General features: G+C 64.0%; 19 protein-coding genes. 8 read left to right on the top strand and 11 right to left on the bottom strand.

The genetic code is table 11. The annotated features are described in order from the left end of the window. Genes AC1DXM_RS12640 through phnG form a run of 4 tightly spaced genes read right to left on the bottom strand, consistent with a single transcriptional unit; the run spans position 1 to position 2,455 of the window. Positions 1-273 (bottom strand): hypothetical protein, encoded by a 273-nt coding sequence (locus AC1DXM_RS12640; protein WP_477233338.1) that lies wholly within the window; start codon positions 271-273, stop codon positions 1-3. Next, the gene (locus tag AC1DXM_RS12635; RefSeq protein WP_477233337.1) at positions 270-1,382 is read right to left on the bottom strand and encodes a carbon-phosphorus lyase complex subunit; all 1,113 of its coding nucleotides are present in this window, start codon (positions 1,380-1,382) and stop codon (positions 270-272) included. Before AC1DXM_RS12635 ends, AC1DXM_RS12640 begins: the two co-directional genes overlap by 4 nt. Then, positions 1,383-1,994, bottom strand: a complete 612-nt coding sequence (phnH, locus tag AC1DXM_RS12630) for a phosphonate C-P lyase system protein PhnH (protein WP_477233336.1) — start codon at positions 1,992-1,994, stop codon at positions 1,383-1,385. It abuts the gene before it with no gap. Beyond that, positions 1,994-2,455: a phosphonate C-P lyase system protein PhnG gene (phnG, locus tag AC1DXM_RS12625; protein ID WP_477233335.1), complete on the bottom strand. Its 462-nt coding sequence runs from the start codon at positions 2,453-2,455 to the stop codon at positions 1,994-1,996. Before phnG ends, phnH begins: the two co-directional genes overlap by 1 nt. Positions 2,456-2,572: 117 nt before the next feature. Between phnG and phnF the strand changes: the two genes are divergently transcribed. Then, the gene (gene phnF / locus AC1DXM_RS12620) at positions 2,573-3,322 is read left to right on the top strand and encodes a phosphonate metabolism transcriptional regulator PhnF (RefSeq protein WP_477233334.1); all 750 of its coding nucleotides are present in this window, start codon (positions 2,573-2,575) and stop codon (positions 3,320-3,322) included. A gap of 14 nt (positions 3,323-3,336) precedes the next feature. On the opposite strand, the gene AC1DXM_RS12615 is transcribed toward phnF, so the two are convergent. From AC1DXM_RS12615 to AC1DXM_RS12590, 6 genes are all read right to left on the bottom strand, one after another. Further along, positions 3,337-4,353 carry a zinc-binding alcohol dehydrogenase family protein gene (locus AC1DXM_RS12615; RefSeq protein WP_477233333.1) on the bottom strand — a complete coding sequence of 339 codons (1,017 nt, stop codon included), beginning with the start codon at positions 4,351-4,353 and terminating at the stop codon, positions 3,337-3,339. 67 nt (positions 4,354-4,420) lie between these two features. Further along, positions 4,421-5,386, bottom strand: a complete 966-nt coding sequence (locus tag AC1DXM_RS12610) for an ABC transporter permease (RefSeq protein WP_477233332.1) — start codon at positions 5,384-5,386, stop codon at positions 4,421-4,423. After that, on the bottom strand, positions 5,383-6,936 hold the full coding sequence (locus tag AC1DXM_RS12605; RefSeq protein WP_477233331.1) for a sugar ABC transporter ATP-binding protein: 1,554 nt from the start codon (positions 6,934-6,936) through the stop codon (positions 5,383-5,385). Before AC1DXM_RS12605 ends, AC1DXM_RS12610 begins: the two co-directional genes overlap by 4 nt. 89 nt (positions 6,937-7,025) lie before the next feature. After that, on the bottom strand, positions 7,026-8,021 hold the full coding sequence (locus AC1DXM_RS12600; RefSeq protein WP_477233330.1) for a substrate-binding domain-containing protein: 996 nt from the start codon (positions 8,019-8,021) through the stop codon (positions 7,026-7,028). A 296-nt stretch (positions 8,022-8,317) separates the two neighbouring features. Continuing rightward, positions 8,318-9,316 carry an aldo/keto reductase gene (locus AC1DXM_RS12595; RefSeq protein ID WP_477233329.1) on the bottom strand — a complete coding sequence of 333 codons (999 nt, stop codon included), beginning with the start codon at positions 9,314-9,316 and terminating at the stop codon, positions 8,318-8,320. Between the two features lie 56 nt (positions 9,317-9,372). Continuing rightward, a complete protein-coding gene (locus tag AC1DXM_RS12590) occupies positions 9,373-10,878 on the bottom strand; it encodes a UxaA family hydrolase (protein WP_477233328.1) in 1,506 nt (501 codons plus the stop codon). Here AC1DXM_RS12590 and AC1DXM_RS12585 point away from each other — a divergent pair. The 6 genes from AC1DXM_RS12585 (at position 10,859) to AC1DXM_RS12560 (ending at position 15,394) form a co-directional block, all read left to right on the top strand. Continuing rightward, complete coding sequence (locus tag AC1DXM_RS12585; protein WP_203280941.1) at positions 10,859-11,038, top strand: hypothetical protein; 180 nt, start codon at positions 10,859-10,861, stop codon at positions 11,036-11,038. The genes AC1DXM_RS12590 and AC1DXM_RS12585 overlap by 20 nt on opposite strands. 101 nt (positions 11,039-11,139) lie before the next feature. Then, the gene (locus AC1DXM_RS12580; protein ID WP_477233327.1) at positions 11,140-12,066 is read left to right on the top strand and encodes a GntR family transcriptional regulator; all 927 of its coding nucleotides are present in this window, start codon (positions 11,140-11,142) and stop codon (positions 12,064-12,066) included. 94 nt (positions 12,067-12,160) lie between these two features. After that, entirely contained in the window at positions 12,161-12,517 is a 357-nt protein-coding gene (locus AC1DXM_RS12575) for a DUF2946 family protein (RefSeq protein WP_477233407.1), read from the top strand. A 101-nt stretch (positions 12,518-12,618) separates the two neighbouring features. Further along, positions 12,619-13,158 carry a copper chaperone PCu(A)C gene (locus AC1DXM_RS12570; protein WP_477233326.1) on the top strand — a complete coding sequence of 180 codons (540 nt, stop codon included), beginning with the start codon at positions 12,619-12,621 and terminating at the stop codon, positions 13,156-13,158. Between the two features lie 38 nt (positions 13,159-13,196). Then, the gene (locus AC1DXM_RS12565; RefSeq protein WP_477233325.1) at positions 13,197-13,715 is read left to right on the top strand and encodes a YcnI family copper-binding membrane protein; all 519 of its coding nucleotides are present in this window, start codon (positions 13,197-13,199) and stop codon (positions 13,713-13,715) included. A 53-nt stretch (positions 13,716-13,768) separates the two neighbouring features. Further along, the gene (locus AC1DXM_RS12560) at positions 13,769-15,394 is read left to right on the top strand and encodes a copper resistance CopC/CopD family protein (protein WP_477233324.1); all 1,626 of its coding nucleotides are present in this window, start codon (positions 13,769-13,771) and stop codon (positions 15,392-15,394) included. A 9-nt stretch (positions 15,395-15,403) separates the two neighbouring features. On the opposite strand, the gene AC1DXM_RS12555 is transcribed toward AC1DXM_RS12560, so the two are convergent. Continuing rightward, entirely contained in the window at positions 15,404-15,841 is a 438-nt protein-coding gene (locus AC1DXM_RS12555; protein WP_477233323.1) for a VOC family protein, read from the bottom strand. A 217-nt stretch (positions 15,842-16,058) separates the two neighbouring features. Between AC1DXM_RS12555 and gndA the strand changes: the two genes are divergently transcribed. Continuing rightward, on the top strand, positions 16,059-17,486 hold the full coding sequence (gndA, locus tag AC1DXM_RS12550; RefSeq protein ID WP_477233322.1) for an NADP-dependent phosphogluconate dehydrogenase: 1,428 nt from the start codon (positions 16,059-16,061) through the stop codon (positions 17,484-17,486).

The raw sequence follows: 17,486 nt of genomic DNA, 5'->3' as shown, positions 1-17,486 counted from the left end.
TCACATCCACATTGTGCTATCGGATTGGCGTCCAGGACGCGGAAACAGCGGCGAAATCGGATGACCCAGACCGGTTGGATACATCTCGGAATTCTGTTGCTGGCGTTCGTTGGCGTGGTTGCCTTTGTCCTTCGGCGTGCGATCTTTCCGGTGGCAAGCGAAGGTTCCGACAATTCCGCCAACTGGTATGGCGGCGGTGGCTACGATGGACATAGTGGACACCACGATGGGAGTGGGCACGCGGGGCACGGCAGCGGAGACAGCTGAAATCATTCGGCGGCCTCCTTCTTTTCGTCCACGATGCCCGGGTTTTCACGCGCCTCGTATTCGGCGCGCATGCGGCGCACGAGGTCGAGTTCGGCCTGGAAGTCGACATAATGCGGCAGCTTCAGGTGCTCGACGAATCCGGTCGCCTGGACATTGTCGGAGTGCGAGATAACAAATTCCTCGTCCTGCGCGGCCGCGACAACATCCTCACCGAGTTCGGTGGCACGAAGCGCGCGGTCGCAGAGCGCCATGGCCATCGCCTTGCGCTCGCTCTGGCCGAACACCAGGCCGTAGCCGCGGGTGAATTGCGGCGGCGCCTTGGCCGAGCCCTTGAACTGATTGACCATCTGGCATTCGGTGACGCGAACACGGCCGAGCGGCACGGCGAAAGGCAGTTCCGGCACGTCGAGCTCCAACTCGACCTCGCCGATGCGGATCTCGCCGACAAAGGGATGGTTGCGGGCATAGCCGCGCTGGGTGGAATAGCCGAGCGCCAGCAGGAAACCTTCATCGCCACGCGACAGCGCCTGCAGCCGGATGTCGCGCGCCATCGGGAATTCCAGCGGCTCACGGGTGATGTCGCCGGGAACATGGTCCTGCGGCATCTCGCCGTCCGGCTCGATCAGGCCTTCGCGGGCAAGGATCGCCGAAACGCGCGGCATCGCCTCCGCTTCACCAACGCGCTGCAACGGCTCGGCGACATCGGCGCCGGCGGCAAGCTCGGGGTCGAGCAGCCGGTGGGTGTAGTCGAAGGTCGGCCCAAGCAACTGGCCGCCGGGCAAATCCTTGTAGGTCGCCGACACGCGCCGCTCGACCAGCATGGCGCCGGTGTCGATAGGATTGCTGTAGCCGAAGCGCGGCAGCGTCGTGCGATAGGCGCGCACCAGGAAGATCGCCTCGATCATGTCACCGCGCGCCTGGACGATGGCGAGCGCGGCCAGTTCGCGGTCATAGAGCGAGCCTTCGCTCATCACCCGGTCGACGCCGAGCGCCAGCTGTTCGACGATCTGGTCGAGGCGCAGTGCCGGCACCGAACGGTCGCCGCGCCGGCGGTCGGCGAGCAGGCTGTGGGCATTGGCAATGGCAGCTTCGCCGCCTTTTACCGCGACATACATCTACGCCTCCATCGTCTTGATGCGCGTCGTGCGCGGCAGGCAGGCGACACCGTCGGGCGCCGCCAGGACGATGTCGACGCCGCGCGGAAAGCGCTGGCCGTTCTGCTTCCACTGTTCGACGAAATGCCGCGGCATCTGCGCCGGCGCGATGGTCGCCGTCTTTTCGATGCCGGGGCCTTCGAGCAGCAGCGGCGCGCCAGAGACGAGATTGCCGACCTGCAGGATCAGCGTCGTCGAGCGATCGGGGTAGTCCTGCGTGCCTTGCGAAAAACCGTCGAGCGCCGCCATCTCTGCCGGGTTGGCGATCAAGGCGAAATGCGCATCGGCCGGCGTGTTGGCAAGTGGCGCACCCGTGTGGAAGCCGAGCCAGGATTTGACCGCCGCGGACGCCTGCAGAGCGGGGTCGAGCCAGAGCGGCGTGTCGTTGTCGCACAGCGCCAGCGCGATGGCGCCGGCGGTGGCCGACAGCGGCGCCGGCGGGCGCGCGAAGACCGGCAGAGGCTGCACGCTGCCAGGCCGCGCCATGGCGTCCATGACGGCGCGGAAGACGGTCTGGGCGTTGAACACCGGATCGGCGAAACCGCCGTCGATTGCTTGTGTTGCGATGTCCATCAGTCCTCTCCGCGCACCATGGTGAAGAAATCCACTTTCGTTGCCGCCGTCTCGGCGCGGCGCTTTTCGCGCGCTTCGCCTTGGGCGGCCCGCAATGGCGCCACCAGCGCGGTCTCGACCGTCCGGCGCTGGGCTGGGTCTTGCCAGAGCGCGTCGGCGATCGCCGCCAGCTTCGCCTTCTTCCGGTCGCGGCCGAGCATGTAACTGTGGCCGACCTGCCCGGTCGGCAGCCGCACGGTGGCGCGGGTGACCGTGGTCTCGCCGACATTGAAGGGCGCGCCGCCGCCGCCGATGCGGCCGCGTACGGTGACCAGGCCGGTTTCCGGCCCGCGCAAAAGCTCGGCTTCCGAGATCAGGCCGGCTTCGTTCCAGAGCCGGACGATGTCGTCGCCGCTCGCCTGCGCCAGCGTCGCCATGACGGCTTTGCGCTCGGCCTGGTCGCGGGCTTCCTGTCCTCGCATGCAGCAACTCCCTGAATGTGTAAAATTTATATAGTGATATAGACAACTATACAAATTATACCTATTATCTAACCTGTGTCCATGACGGGTGGATGACAGGGGCGTGATCGGGCAAAAATGGCCGGGCAGCAGATGGCGAGCAGCATTGAACGGCGTAGCGGCGTCTCATTGTGGCGGCAGATCGCCGACCAGATCCTGCACTCGATCGCCGCCGGCGATTTTGCCGAGAATGCCGCGCTGCCGCCAGAGGTGGCGCTGGCCGAACGCTACGGCGTCAACCGCCACACGGTTCGCAGCGCCATATCGGCGCTGGTTCAGGAAGGCGTGCTGCGAGCCGAACAGGGGCGCGGCACCTTCGTCTTGTCGCGCAAGCGGCTGTCCTACCCGATCGGCGCCCGCACACGGTTTTCGACGGGCCTGCAAGGGCAGACATCGGAACGGCATATCGTGCTGCTCACATCAGCGGTCGAACCGGCCAGCCAGCGCGTCGCCGACGGGCTTGGGCTTGTGAGGGGCACTGAGGTGATCCGGCTGGAGACGCGCGGCGAAGCCGACGGACGGCCGGTGTCGCGCGCCGCCAGCTGGTACGAGGCCAGGCGTTTCGCAGGCATCGATTCCGTGATAGCGGAGACCGGTTCGATCACCGCCTCGCTCCGGCGTTTCGGCGTGGATGATTATCTCAGGCAATCGACGGTGCTGTCGGCACGCCATGCCGATGCCGCCGACCTTGCCGACCTCAACCTGCAGCCGGGGGCCATCGTGCTGGTCGCCGTCGCCGTCAACGTCACGCCGGATGGCCGACCGGTCCAGTTCTCCGAAACGCGGTTTCCGGCGGAGCGGGTGGAACTGAAACTTTCAGCCCTGTAAGCCGCCTGCTGGCCTTATGCGATCTCTATCACAGCTTTGATCAGCCCGGATTTCTCGTGCGCCCAGCGGGCGAGATCGTGCGGCGTGCCGGCCAGCGTGGTGCGATGGGTGACGAGTTTCGGCAGCGGCACGGCGCCGTTGCGGATGGAGGCGGCGACGTGGTCGAAGTCGGCCTTGAGCGCATTGCGGCTGCCGACCAAGGTCATCTCGCGCTTGTGGAATTCGGGATCGGAAAAGACGATGTCGTCCTTGACGACGCTGACCAGAACCAGCGTGCCGCCATGCGCGACATGGGCGAAGGCCGATTGCACCGAGGCGGTGTTGCCGGTGGCGTCGAAGACGACGTCGAAGCCTTCGGTGCCGGTTGCATCGCGCACCAGTTCGGCTGCCGCCTTTTGCGAGCCGTCGAGCGTGGCGAAGCCGAGTTCGCCTTTGGCAAAATCCAGCCGCTCCGTGCTCATGTCGAGCAGGCTGACATCGAGCCCGGCAATGCGGGCGAAGATCGCCGTGCCAAGCCCGATCGGCCCTGCGCCGATGACCAGCGTGCGGGCGCCTGGTTCAGCGCGGGCACGGCGCACGGCATGGGCGCCGATGGCCAGGAATTCGACCGCCGCGGCGTCGGCCAGCGACAGGCCGTTTGCCGGATAAAGATTTTGCGCCGGCACCAGGATCTGCTCGGCCATGGCGCCGTCGCGATGGACGCCGAGCACTTCGATCCGCACACAACAATTCGGCTTGCCCTGCCGGCAGGCGATGCATTTGCCGCAAGCGAGATAGGGGTTGATGATGACGGGCTCGCCGACGGCGAGTTCGACGCCTTCACCGGCCTCGACGATGGTGCCCGACACTTCGTGGCCCATGATGCGGGGATAGGCGAGGAAGGGGTGCTTGCCCTCGAAGATGTGGTAGTCGGTACCGCATATGCCGACATGGCTGACCGCGACCAGCGCCCAGCCGGCAGGCGGTGCGCCTGGTGCGGCGCGGTCTTCCAGGACAAGGTCGCCGGGCGAGCGGCAAACGACGGCTTTCATTCAGCAATTCCAGTGTTCAAAAAAGGCGCCGGTCCGTCGAGCGGGCCGGCGAAAAGGTCAGGGAGGATTATTTGCCGCGACGGCGCAGGCCGTCGAAATAGACGATGATGATGATCAGCGCGCCGGTGATGATGCGCTGCCAGAACGAGTTGACGTTGAGCAGATTGGCGCCGTTGTTGATGGTGGCCAGGATGAAGGCGCCGAGCAGCGGTCCATGCACCGAGCCGACGGCGCCGAACAGCGAGGTGCCGCCGATCACCGACGAGGCGATGGCCTGCAGTTCCCAGCCCTCGGCCTGGGTCGGATTGCCGATGCCGATGCGAGCGGCGAGCAGCACGCCGACGAAGGCCGCGCACAGGCCGGACAGCGTATAGGCCATGTAGATGGTGCGCTGGACATTGACGCCGGACAGGCGCGAGGCCTCGGCATTGGAGCCGACCGAGAAGAGATAGCGGCCCCATCGGCTGTGGTGCAGGAAGATGTAGGCCGGGATGCCGACCAGGATCACCATCCAGAACAGATTGGGGATGCCGATAAAGGAATTGCGTGAGAACGCCGTGAAGGTATCGCTTTTGATGTTGATCGAATTGCCGTTGGTCATCAGCAGGCCGATACCGCGTAGCGAGGTCAACGTCGCCAGCGTGATGATGAACGGCGGCAAGCCCATCTTGACGATGCCGAAGCCGTGGAAAAGGCCAATGGCGACGCCGACCAGCAAGGTCACCAGAATGGCGATCCAGATGGGAAAGCCGGCATTGATCATCATGGCGACGATGACGGTGGCGAAGCCGACGACGGCGCCGACCGAGAGGTCGATACCGCCAGTGATAATGACGAAGGTCTGGCCGACCGCCATAATGGCGATCATCGAGCCCTGCCGCAGGAGGTTAGAGATGTTGTTGGCGGAGGCGAAGCTCGTTGTCGAAACGGAAAGCAAGATCCAGAGCACAACCAGCAACGCCAGAAGCGTCAGTCCGAACAGGACATTGTAGTTGCGTTTCGGTTTCTCGGCAGCAATCGCCTCGGTGCTCATATCTGTCCTCCCAGCTTTTCTTGTTTCTCGGCGAGGGCCTGCGTGAGAATGTCCTCATGATTGGCGGTGCGGAACCCATGCGTGGCTACCAGCTTGCCGCGCCGGAACACATGAAGCGTGTCGGCCAGTTCGTAGACTTCCGGCAGATAGGATGAGATCAGGATGATCCCGGCGCCCTTGGACAACAGCGCACCGAACAGGCGGTAGATCTCGGCCTTGGTGCCGACATCGACGCCGACCGTCGGCTCGTCGAAGATGAACAGCTTGGCGCCGTGCGCCAGCCATTTGCCGATGACGATCTTCTGCTGGTTGCCGCCAGACAGGCTGGAGGCCAGCGCACCACGCGTCGGCGTCTTGATCCGGAGGCCGGCGATCTGCCGATCGGCCTCGGCCTTCTCCTTCGCGCCGGAAATCAGCAGATTGCTGGAGATGCGCTTGTAGATCGGCAGGTTGAGATTGAGGGCGACCGGCAAATTGAGGCACAGGCCCTGATCGCGACGGCTTTCCGGCGCCAGCGCCATGCCGAGCTTGATCGCGTCGTGCTCGGAGTTGATCAGGACCGGCTTGCCCTCCCACAGGATCTGGCCGGCCGATTTGCGATGGCGGCCATAGAGCGTGGTGACGAATTCGCTGCGCCCGGCGCCGATCAGGCCGTAGAGGCCCACGATCTCTCCCGCGCGGACACTCATCGAAACGTTCTCGAACCCTTTGCCGGAGAGGTTCTTCGTTTCGACGATGGTCGCACCCGGCGTGAAATGCTCCTTGTGATAGACCTGCTCGATCGAGCGGTTGATCATCAACTTGACCAGTTCGGCGTCGTTGGTCTCGGCAATGTTGCGGGTGCCGACCAGCGTGCCGTCGCGCAACACCGAGACCCGGTCGGCGAGTTCGAACACCTCTTCCATGCGATGGCTGATGTAGATGATGGTGACGCCTTCGCCCTTGAGCCTTCGGATCAGCGTGAACAGCTGGTCGGCCTCCTTGCGGGTGAGATAGGCTGTCGGTTCGTCGAAGATCAGGAATTTGGTGCCGCGCACGGTGGCGCGGGCCGCGGCGATCAATTGCTGTTGGCCGATGGTGAGATCGCCCAGCGTGACATGCGCCGGCAGGTCGAAGCCGAGATCGTCGATGATCTTCTGCGCTTCCTTGACCATGGCGCGCTGCTGCAGGATGCCGAAGCGCGAATTCTCCTCGCCGAGGAACATGTTGGCGGCGACGGTAAGATGGCGGCAAAGCACCACTTCCTGGTGCACGGCATTGATGCCGAGCGCCATCGCCTCGTGCGGGGTGGCGAGTGCCGCCGGCTTGCCTTCCCAGATGACATCGCCGGAGGTGCGCGGCATGACGCCGGTCAGAAGCTTAATGAGGGTCGATTTGCCGGCGCCGTTCTCGCCGACGATGGCGTGGATCTCACCGGCCTTGAAGGCGAGATTCACCGGCTTCAGGGCATGCGTGCCAGGATAGCGCTTTTCCAGACCGTGCAGTTCGAGGATCGTCCTGCCGGGCTCCAGCGTTGGGTGCGGATGCAGTTCCTGCGCCGTCGACGTCATGACAATCCTCCCAGATTGGCCTCCTAGATCGGCCTTACGATTGTTTCCGGGGCAACGAGGCCCCGGAAACACTGCGCCTGTGACGATGCTCAGTCGAGCTTCGGGTTGAGCAGCGCGTCGATCTTCGGATCCTTCATGTTGGCCTTGGTGACCAGGTTGGCGCCGGTGTCGACATTGGCTTCGACCTTCTCGCCCTTCGAGGCGGCGAGTGCGGTCTTGATGCCGTCATAGCCCATCCGGTAGGGATCCTGGACGACGAGCGCGGAGATGACGCCGTCGTTGAGGAACTTGATCAGATTCTCGTCGCTGTCGAAGCCGACCAGCGCCAGCTTGCCGCCAAGGTTGTTTTCGGCGACAGCCTGACCAACGCCTTGCGCCATGATCAGGTTGGACGCGAAGATGCCCTTGAGGTTCGGGTTGGCGGTGATCAGGTCGGTGGCGATGTTGAGACCGGTCGTTGCCTGGCCGTCGGCATATTTGTCGGCGACGAGCTTGAGGCCCGGATATTTTGCGGCCAGCTGCTCGGTGAAGCCCTGCTTGCGCTGCTCCAGCGAACCGGCGCCCGGCGCGTTGGTGATCAGGGCGACGTCGCCCTCGATCTTGCCGCCATTGGCGGCGCCGATGGCTGCTGCGAGACCGTCGGCGGCGACGCGTCCGCCCTGCACGTTGTCGGTGGTCAGGAACGAGGTGAAGGCCTTGGAGTCGGCGCCGGAGTCGATGCCGATGACCTTGACCTTGCTGGCTGCTTCATCGATCGGCTTGCCGAGCGCCTTGAATTCGGTCGGGGCGATGACGATCGCGGCCGGGTTGCCGGCGACGGCGTTCTCGAGGATGGAGACCTGGCCGTTGACGTCGGTTTCAGCCTGGGCGCCGAGTTCCGGCACATTGACGCCGAGATCCTTGCCGGCCTTGCGGGCGCCGGCCAGAACGATCTGCCAGTAGAAGGACGTGGTGTCCTTGACGATGATCGGAATGGTCACATCCGCCGCCGAAGCCGGCGCCGTGTGCAGCGCGCCGGCAAGCATCGAGGCGGCAGCGAGCGCGACGAGTGAGCGGCGGTTGAGAATGCTGGTCATGAATTTCATTAGGAATCCTCCCTAGATCGCCCGGTGAAGGTTACGGAAGCTCCATTCGGATAGGCGCGGCCCAAACAGAACTTTATCAATAAAAAACAGTTGCCGCTTTTTGATAGTGCATCGATCCAGCCGACGCAAGCGGTGTTTCATATCGGCCTGCACATGGCTCGGCGGAGAAGCCTCCTTGCCGATCCTCAATGCCACGTCCAGAAGCTCCCGATCCTCCTTGATTGCGATGGAATATTAATTCCACCATCTAGTCAATATGGAATGTTCATTCTTTCTTGAGAATCACGTGATCGTCGTCATCCGAGTTCCTGAACGACGGTGTAAGGAGCATATTTTGCGAATTCCGTTTGCGGCACCTCGACGTCGAACAGGTCGAGATTGCGTGTCAGATTGGCGGCTTTGGCTGTTCCGGTCAGTACGCTGGCCACGACCGGTTCGTGCAACGGGAACTGCAGCGCGGCCGCCGCCAGCGGATAGCCACCCTCGGTGGCGATTTTCTCCATCGCGCCGACGCGCTCCAAGATGTCCTCCGTCGCCGGCAGATAGTCGAAATGCGCGCCATGTACGGGGCCGGTCGCCAGGATGCCGGAGTTGAAGACGCCGCCGATGATCAGCGAAGTCTGCCGCTGCCTGCAGAGCGGCAAAAGATCGGCCTCGGCCGAGCGATCGAGCAGCGAATAGCGGCTGGCGAGCAGGATGCAGTCGAGCGGGGCTTCGCGCAGCACGTCGAGGCAGATTTGCACCTCGTTGACGCCGAGCCCATAGGCTGAAATGACGCCGGACGATTTCAGCTCTTCCAGAGCCTTCAAGCCGCCATCCATCAACTGGCGAAAGTGCACTTTCGTCTTCTCGACACCATGCGTGTAGGTGCCGATGTCGTGAACAAACAGGATGTCTATCCGGTTTAGCCCGAGCCGCGCATAGGAGAACTCGACCGAGCGCATGATGCCGTCATAGGAATAGTCGTAGTCGAGCGCGAAAGGCAGCGGGTCGACATAGGAATGATCGGGAACCTGATCTTCCGGCACGGGGCGAAACAGGCGCCCGACCTTGGTCGACAGCACATAGGAGTCTCGCGGCTTGTAGCGCAGGAAATCACCGGTCCGCCGTTCCGACAGCCCGAAGCCATAGAAGGGCGCGGTGTCGAAATAGCGCAGGCCGGCTTCCCAGGCGGTCTGCAGCGTCTCCATCGCCGCCTCGCGCGGGCAGGCCCGGTAGAGGCCGCCGATCGCCGCGCCGCCGAAGCTTATCTCAGTGACCTCGAGCGCAGTCGTGCCGATGCGGCGTTTGTCCATCCAAAGCCTCCCCTTGCGGACTCACTTTTGCAGCCCGTAGTTTTTTGGTCAGTGTTTTAGAGCGTTGCGCCGAGGTGCCACGGCACGAACTCGTTGTCGCCGTAGCCGAACGCCTCGCTCTTGGTCTTGCGGCCCGACGCCGTCTCGACGATCAGTTCGAACAGCTCACGGCCCATGCCGGCGATGGTCTTTTCGCCGGAGGCGATGACGCCGCAATTGACGTCCATGTCCTCTTCCATCTGGTGGTACATGGTCGAGTTGGTGGCGACCTTGATCGACGGCGTCGGCCGGCAGCCAAAGCAGGAGCCGCGGCCGGTGGTGAAGACTATGATGTTGGCACCGCCTGCCACCTGGCCGGTCGCCGAGACCGGGTCGTAGCCGGGCGTGTCCATGAACACCAGGCCACTGCCGGTGACCTTCTCGGCATAGCCGAAGACGCCGTTGAGCGGCGTCTGTCCACCCTTGGCAACGGCGCCCAGCGACTTCTCCAAAATGGTGGTCAGGCCGCCGCGCTTGTTGCCGGGCGAAGGGTTGTTGTCGATCGAGGCGCCATGCTTGGCGACATGGTCCTCCCACCACTTGACGAAACCGTCGAGCTTCTTGGCGATCTCCGGCGTCGCCGCGCGATAGGCGAGCAGATGCTCGGCGCCATAGATCTCCGTCGTCTCGGACAGAATGCCGATGCCGCCGACGCCGGCCAGGATGTCGACGGCTGCACCCAGCGCCGGGTTGGCCGTGATGCCCGACATGCCGTCGGAGCCGCCGCATTGCAGGCCGACGACGATCTCGCTGACCGGGATCGGCTCACGCTGCAACTGGCCGACTTCCTCGGCGATCTCGGCGAGCACGCCCATCGCCTTCTCCACCGATTTGCGCGAACCACCGGCGTCCTGGATGTTGAAATGGCGTTTTCCGGCGGCCGCACCCTTTTGGCCATAAAGGGTGAGCTGATTGACCTCGCAGCCGAGGCCGACCATCAGCACGCCGCCGAAATTCGGGTGGCGGGTATAGCCGGCGAGAGTGCGGTGCAGCACCATCATGCCGTCGCCGGTGCCGCTCATGCCGCAGCCCTGGCCGTGGACGATCGGTACGAAGCCGTCGATCCCCGGATATTTCGGCAACAGCACGCGGTTGGCCTCGTCGGCAATGGCGTGGCAGACGGTGGCCGAACAATTAACGCTGGCAATGATGCCGACGAAGTTGCGGGTGCCGGCACGGCCGTCGGCGCGGCGGTAGCCCATGAAGGTGCGGGCGCGGTCGGCTTCCGTCGCGTGCTCGGCCTCACTCGGCGGCACCACCGGCAGGCGGCCGCTCTCGAAAACCAGATTGTGCGAATGGACGTGCTCGCCGGGCGCGATGTCCTGCGTGGCGCGGCCGATCGCCTGCGCATACTTGACCACCGCCTCGCCGGCGGCGATAGGCTTGATCGCCACCTTGTGGCCGGGCTCGATCAAGGCCGTGGCGACGGCGCCGCCGGGCAGGGCGGTGCCGATCTCGATGCGGCCATTGGCGACCGCGACATTGTCGGCGGGAGACAGAAGAATGCTGTTCGAGGCGTTCACGGGCAGTTTCCTGGGTCTGTTCCTGGGGGATGCGCGGATTGACACGCGTCTGTTTCCATATAATGTCTTTTATCGGGAAAAAACATTTGTGCGTCAATTGTTTTTTCAGGAGGAGACCATGCATCCGATGGACGCGTGGGTTGTAGGGAGCCGCGTCTGACACGCAAAGCGTTTTGCTTTGCCGGGTCATGCGCTAGGAAACATCTGTGATATCGCGCTTCAAGCCAGCCACAGCAAGCGCCGGCGCGCAACGGGGCAGGGATGTCGAAGAGCAACAACGTCTACAAGGACGCTTACAACAGGGGTCTGCGGCTGCTCGATGAAACACAGAGCCTGCCGTCGGAGCCGGAGCTTGGCACTCTGCTCGGCGTCAGCCGCACCACGGTGCGCACCATTCTGGCGCGTATGGAAGAGACCGGGCTTATCGCCTGGAATAAGCGCAGCAAGACCGTGCTCAGGGCGCCGAAGCCTGACGATTTCTTCCCCGAAGAGGAGACCGACACGCTGGCGCAGATCATCGAGCGCTCGTTCATGCGCAGGTTGCTCGCCGGCGGCGCCGAGGCCGGCATGCAGATCAACGAGCTCGAACTGGCGCGCGAGATCGGCGTCGGCACCACCAGCGTGCGCGAATTCCTGATCCGATTCTCCCGCTTCGGCCTGATCGAGAAGCGGCGCAACAGCCACTGGGTGCTGAAGGGTTTTACGCGCGCCTTTGCGCTGGAACTCACCGAGATCCGCGAGATGTTCGAGATACGCTCTGCGGCAGCCTTTGCCGCCTTGCCGCAGGACAGCCCGGTGTGGGCCGATCTCGACCGCCTGGAGGACGAGCACCGGCTACTGGCCAGCGAGATCGCCACCCGCTTCAACGAATTCTCCGAGCTGGACGAGCGCTTCCACCGGCTGATCCACCGCGCCTCGCACAATCGCTTCATTGTCGATTTCTACGACGTCATCGCCATGATCTTCCACTACCACTACCAGTGGAACAAGGCGCAGGAGCGCGAGCGCAACGAAGTCGCGGTTGGCGAGCATCTCGCCTATATCGCAGCGCTGAAATCGCGCGATCTCGGCAAGGTCGATGTCGCCTGCCGCAAACATCTGAAGTCGGCGCGCAACACGCTGCTGACCTCGATTCCGGAAACCGGTCGGATCGCTTCATTAACGCGCGCCGCGTTGCCGCAGCGATGATTTGGCGATTTTCCGGCTGCCTGCCGCGTGCTAGACATCTGCCGTTGCTGCGTGAAGAGGCAGGTTTTTGAACATCCGGCGCCAAAGATGGAGCATAACGGCCGCGTTTGTCGCGGCTTGTGTATTGCTGCTCCAGTCGACGCTCGGCGCCTTTGCTTTCGGCACGGCGCAGAATGCCTCGCAGCTCGACGCATTCGGCAACGTTATCTGCACCCATGAGGGAGCGGTCCAGCTTCCCGGAGGCGATCCGCACCAGCAGCACATGCCGGCATGCTGCATGCTTGGCTGCAGCATGGCCTCGGTTGCCTATGCGCCGCCGCCCGGTGTCGGCATAGGGCCGGTCAGCCTGTCCTTCGAGACCGTCGCCTTCGTGCTTGCCTCTGTCAGGCATCCCGATGTCACGCGCGAGCGTTCTCCGGCCAATCCGCGCGCGCCGCCGGTTACGGCCTGAAACTGCGGCATCTCGCGTAACCTGCGCGAGCGCCAATCATCCAATCACCGACATCGTTTGCGACCGGCAACGGCGCGACCTCACTTTCATGGAGCTTCCCCATGTCCCGTTTACTTCGTGCCGCCGCGTTGCGCCGCAGCACGCCTTTCTTCCGCACGATCGAGCAGCGTCTCGGCAGCGTGGTCTTCGCCTTCGCGCTGTTGTTCGTCGGCGCCCATTCTGTCCTTGCGCATGAGTTCAAGGCCGGCGACATCGAGATCGAGCATCCCTGGTCGCGCGCCACGCCGGCCGGCGCCAAGGTCGCCGGTGGCTATTTCACCATCGTCAACAAGGGCAGCGCGCCGGACCGGCTGCTGTCGATTGCCTCCGACATTTCGGGCAAGGCCGAACTGCACGAAATGGGGGTGAAGGATGGTGTCATGACCATGCGCCCGGTCGACGGCGGCCTGGACATCCCGGCGGGCGGCAAGGTGACGCTGGGACCCGGCGCCTACCACATAATGTTCATGGATCTGAAGCAGCCGCCCAAAGAGGGCCAGATGTTTGCCGCCACGCTGACCTTCGAAAAGGCCGGAGCGGTGACTGTCGAGTTCGCCGTGCAAGCCAAAGGCAGCGCACCGCCTCAGGAAGACAACGACTGACCAATTATTGCCAACCGATTTTTCGGAGAGAGAGCATCATGAACAAGTATCTTTTGCCGGTCGCTGTATTCCTTGTCCTGGGGACAAATGCCGCCTTCGCCCATATCACGCTCGAGACACAGGAGGCCGCGGTCGGCTCGACCTACAAGGCCGTGCTGCGGGTGCCGCACGGCTGCGACGGCAAGGCGACGATTGCCGTGCGCGTGCAGATCCCGGAAGGGGTGATAGGGGTGAAGCCGATGCCCAAGCCCGGCTGGACGCTGCAGGTCAAGAACGGCAAATACGAGAAATCCTACCAGCTCTATGACGAGGCGGTGACCTCGGGCGTCAAGGAAGTCGACTGGAGTGGCGGCAGCCTGCCGGACGAATTCTACGACGAGTTCGTCTTCCGCGGCACGCTGGCCGCCGATCTGCCGGCCGGTCAGAAGATCTATTTTCCGGTGGTGCAGGAATGCGATGGCGCCACGACGCGTTGGATAGAGATTCCGGCTGCTGGCCAGGATGAGGACGCGCTGGAAGATCCGGCGCCCGGCCTCAACCTGCTGCCCAAGAAGTGATGCATTGGCGGCGCGCTGCTTCGAAGCGGCGCGCCACTGTTTTGGTGGATGGCATGAGCGCGGCCTGTTTCCAGCGGATAGAACGGACAGTCGGCAGGTGCTTTGGCCTGCTGGCCACGATCCTGTTGCTTGCCGTCCTCGCCACGCCAAACGTGGCCTTTGCCCATGCGGCGCTGATCAAGGCCGACCCGGCCGACGGCGTTGTGCTGGCGCAAACGCCTACTCAATTTTCGCTGACCTTCAGCGAGCCGGTGTCGCCGCTGGTGCTGACGCTGGTGCGGCCCGACGGTACGCCTGTCGCGCTGACCTCTTTCCGGCTCAGCGACCAGACGGTCGAGATCGACAATCCGCAAAAGCTTGGGCCGGGCACGCATGTCTTGAGCTGGCGGGTGATTTCCGCCGACGGCCATCCGGTCGGCGGCTCGGTGCTGTTTTCCGTCGGCGCGCCAAGCGCGGCGCCGGCGGTGGCGGAAGCCGCCGACATGGATTTGCGGTCGGCGATCTGGACCGGCAAGGTTCTTCTCTACATCGGCCTTTTCCTCGGCGTCGGCGGCGCCTTCGCGCTGACGTGGCTGGCGCAAGGCCAGCGCCGGGGCCAGCGTTTCGTCATTGCCGCAATCCTGTGCGGTCTGGCAGCCGCCCCACTGTCGCTCGGGTTCCAGGGGCTGGATGCGCTGGGCGCGCCGCTCGCCCGGCTGGGGCAACCGGTGGTCTGGCGGACCGGGCTCGCCCCCAGTTTCGGCTGGACGGTGCTGATCGCACTGGTGGCGCTTGGGCTTGGCCTTTTGTCGCTGGCCGGGTCGCGCACCGGTGCCAGGCCGCTGGCGCTTGCCGGACTTGTGGGTGTCGGCGCCGCCCTTGCGGCCAGCGGCCATGCGAGTGCTGCCGAGCCGCAATGGCTGACGCGGCCGATGGTTTTCCTGCATGGCGCCGGCATCGCCTTCTGGGCCGGAGCGCTGCTGCCGCTCGGCCTGGCGCTGAACAGCCAATCGGCGGAGGCGAGTTTATTCCTGCGGCGGTTTTCACGCACGATCATGCCTGTGGTGGCGGTGCTTGCAGCCGCGGGCATCGTGCTCGCAATCATCCAGGTGCAGACGCCGGCGGCACTCGTCAACACCGCCTATGGCCGGCTGCTGCTGATCAAGCTGGCGCTGTTGGTGTTTCTGTTCACGCTGGCAGCGGTCAATCGCTGGCGGCTTACCGCCTTGGCCGAGGCCGGAGCGACGGAGGTGCGGCGCCGGCTCAGCCGCTCGATATCAGTCGAAATGCTGATCGTGCTCCTGATCTTCGGCGTTGCCGCTGGCTGGCGCTTCACGCCGCCGCCACGGGCGCTGGCCATCGCCGCGGCACAGCCAGCGTCGATCCACATCCACACGCTGAAGGCAATGGCCGACATCGACATCACGCCCGGCCACACCGGGGAGGTCACCGCCTCCATCGTCATCATGACAGGCGATTTCGGACCGCTCGACGCCAAGGAGGTGACGCTGGTGCTGTCGAAGCCCGATTCCGGCATCGAACCGATCAAGCGTCCGGCGACCAAGCCCGGCGACGGCACCTGGCGCGTCGACAATCTCGTCATCCCGATACCCGGCCGCTGGACGGCGCGGCTCGATATCCTGGTTTCGGACTTCGACATTGTGAAGATAGAGGCGCCGATCGATATCCGCGCTGAGTAATACCTGCGCTCAGCCGAGTTCCTGGGCTAGTCCGATGAGATGCCCTTCAGGCCCACGGATGTAGCAGAGCCGATACACGTCCTTGTACTGCACGACTTCACCGACAAGCTGCGCGCCGCGCTTGTGGAGCCTTTCAAGCGTGTCGTCGATGTCATCCACGGTAAACATGACGCGAAGGTAGCCCAGCGCGGTCACCGGGGCGTTGCGGTGATCGGCGACGACAGGCGGCGTAAGGAAGCGGGAGAGCTCGAGCCGGCTGTGGCCATCCGGCGTGCGCATCATGGCAATCTCGACGCGCTGATCGCCCAGTCCAGTGACACGTCCGGCCCATTCTCCTTCGATCGTCGCCCGCCCTTCGAGCTCGAGGCCGAGTTCGCGAAAGAAGGCAACCGTCTCTTCGAGGTCCTCGACGACGATTCCTACATTGTCCATCCGTTTGACTGCCATACGTCCAATCTACCGCCCCATGTCCAATCGACAAGGCGTTGCCGGATCTGTCTACAGACCTTCCTGACTCGGCCTGACCTGAATCTCACACAGCGTGGACGCAACACAATTCGGCGAGGCGGTTGACGCGGCGCGAAAGGCCCGTCAATCATCTCGCCGAAAAATGGGCATCCCGAAAAACGCGGCCTCAACAAAATTCGAAAGCAGGGAAGAAACGATGGAAAAAGCCGAAATCGGCCTGATCGGCCTTGGCACGATGGGCTCCAACCTGGCGCTCAACATTGCCGAGCACGGGCACCGCATCGCCGTCTTCAACCGCACCAAGGCGCGCACCGATGCCTTCCTCGAAAGCGCCGGTGCGCTACGCGACAGGGTGGTGCCTTGCTATAGCCTGGAGGAGCTCGCCGAAGCCATCCGGCCGCCGCGGCCGATCATCATCATGGTGCTGGCCGGCAAGCCGGTCGACGAGCAGATCGAAGCGCTGCGCGGCGTGCTGTCGGCCAACGACATCGTCATCGATGCCGGCAACGCCAATTTCCGCGACACAATGCGGCGCTTTTCCGAGCTGTCGGGCTCGGGCCTCACCTTCATTGGCATGGGTGTGTCCGGTGGCGAGGAGGGGGCGCGCCACGGGCCGTCGATCATGGTCGGTGGCACCGAAGAGTCCTGGAAGCGCGTCGAAAGCGTGCTGACCGCTATCTCGGCCAAGTTCAAGGACGAACCGTGCGCTGCCTGGCTCGGCACCGACGGCGCCGGGCATTTCGTGAAGACCATTCACAACGGCATCGAATATGCCGACATGCAGATGATCGCCGAGATCTACGGCATCCTGCGTGACGGTCTCGGCATGGGGCCGAAGGAGATCGGCAAGGTCTTCGAAGACTGGAACAAGGGCCGGCTCGATTCGTACCTGATCGAGATCACCGCCAAGGTGCTGGCCGCCGACGATCCGAAGACCAGCAAGCCGGTGGTCGATATCATCCTCGACCGCGCCGGCCAGAAAGGCACGGGCAAATGGTCGGTCATCGAGGCGCAGCAGCTCGGCATTCCGGCGACGGCGATCGAGGCGGCAGTGGCGGCACGTGTGCTGTCGTCGATCAAGGATGAGCGCCAGGCGGCGGAAAAGGCCTATGGCAATATGGGCGTGACCAAGATTTCCGGCGACAAGGCGGCACTTCTGAAAGACCTGGAGCTGGCGCTGCTCGCCGGCAAGATCGCTGCCTATGCGCAAGGTTTCGCGGTAATGAGCGGCGCCTCGAAGGAGTTCAACTGGAACCTGCCGATGCCGACCATCGCCAAGATCTGGCGCGCCGGCTGCATCATCCGCTCGCAAATGCTGGACACGATGGCGGAAGCCTTCGGCTCCGGCGGCGCCTCCACCAACCTTTTGATGGCGCCGGCCTTCATCGCCATGATGCAGGAGGCGCATCCGTCGCTCCGGCGCATCGTCGCCAAGGCATCGGAAGCGGGATCGCCGGTGCCGGCGCTGGCGTCGGCACTCGCCTATTTCGACAGCTATCGCCAGGGCCGCGGCACCTCGAACCTGATCCAGGCGCAGCGCGATTTCTTCGGCGCGCATGGCTTCGAGCGCATCGGCGAGCAGGGGGCTTTCCACGGCCCATGGGGCAGCGGCGCGGCCGTCTAG

Source organism: Mesorhizobium sp. P3_A2, from assembly GCF_056403115.1.
Note: the sequence above shows the minus strand (reverse complement) of the source record. Positions and strands in the feature narration are given on the sequence as shown.

Coding starts and splice junctions, on each gene's coding strand:
- AC1DXM_RS12640 (WP_477233338.1), bottom strand. CDS start 273: ATGATTTCAGCTGTCTCCGCTGCCGTGCCCCGCGTGCCCACTCCCATC.
- AC1DXM_RS12635 (WP_477233337.1), bottom strand. CDS start 1,382: ATGTATGTCGCGGTAAAAGGCGGCGAAGCTGCCATTGCCAATGCCCAC.
- phnH (WP_477233336.1), bottom strand. CDS start 1,994: ATGGACATCGCAACACAAGCAATCGACGGCGGTTTCGCCGATCCGGTG.
- phnG (WP_477233335.1), bottom strand. CDS start 2,455: ATGCGAGGACAGGAAGCCCGCGACCAGGCCGAGCGCAAAGCCGTCATG.
- phnF (WP_477233334.1), top strand. CDS start 2,573: ATGGCCGGGCAGCAGATGGCGAGCAGCATTGAACGGCGTAGCGGCGTC.
- AC1DXM_RS12615 (WP_477233333.1), bottom strand. CDS start 4,353: ATGAAAGCCGTCGTTTGCCGCTCGCCCGGCGACCTTGTCCTGGAAGAC.
- AC1DXM_RS12610 (WP_477233332.1), bottom strand. CDS start 5,386: ATGAGCACCGAGGCGATTGCTGCCGAGAAACCGAAACGCAACTACAAT.
- AC1DXM_RS12605 (WP_477233331.1), bottom strand. CDS start 6,936: ATGACGTCGACGGCGCAGGAACTGCATCCGCACCCAACGCTGGAGCCC.
- AC1DXM_RS12600 (WP_477233330.1), bottom strand. CDS start 8,021: ATGAAATTCATGACCAGCATTCTCAACCGCCGCTCACTCGTCGCGCTC.
- AC1DXM_RS12595 (WP_477233329.1), bottom strand. CDS start 9,316: ATGGACAAACGCCGCATCGGCACGACTGCGCTCGAGGTCACTGAGATA.
- AC1DXM_RS12585 (WP_203280941.1), top strand. CDS start 10,859: ATGCTGTTCGAGGCGTTCACGGGCAGTTTCCTGGGTCTGTTCCTGGGG.
- AC1DXM_RS12580 (WP_477233327.1), top strand. CDS start 11,140: ATGTCGAAGAGCAACAACGTCTACAAGGACGCTTACAACAGGGGTCTG.
- AC1DXM_RS12570 (WP_477233326.1), top strand. CDS start 12,619: ATGTCCCGTTTACTTCGTGCCGCCGCGTTGCGCCGCAGCACGCCTTTC.
- AC1DXM_RS12565 (WP_477233325.1), top strand. CDS start 13,197: ATGAACAAGTATCTTTTGCCGGTCGCTGTATTCCTTGTCCTGGGGACA.
- AC1DXM_RS12560 (WP_477233324.1), top strand. CDS start 13,769: ATGAGCGCGGCCTGTTTCCAGCGGATAGAACGGACAGTCGGCAGGTGC.
- AC1DXM_RS12555 (WP_477233323.1), bottom strand. CDS start 15,841: ATGGCAGTCAAACGGATGGACAATGTAGGAATCGTCGTCGAGGACCTC.
- gndA (WP_477233322.1), top strand. CDS start 16,059: ATGGAAAAAGCCGAAATCGGCCTGATCGGCCTTGGCACGATGGGCTCC.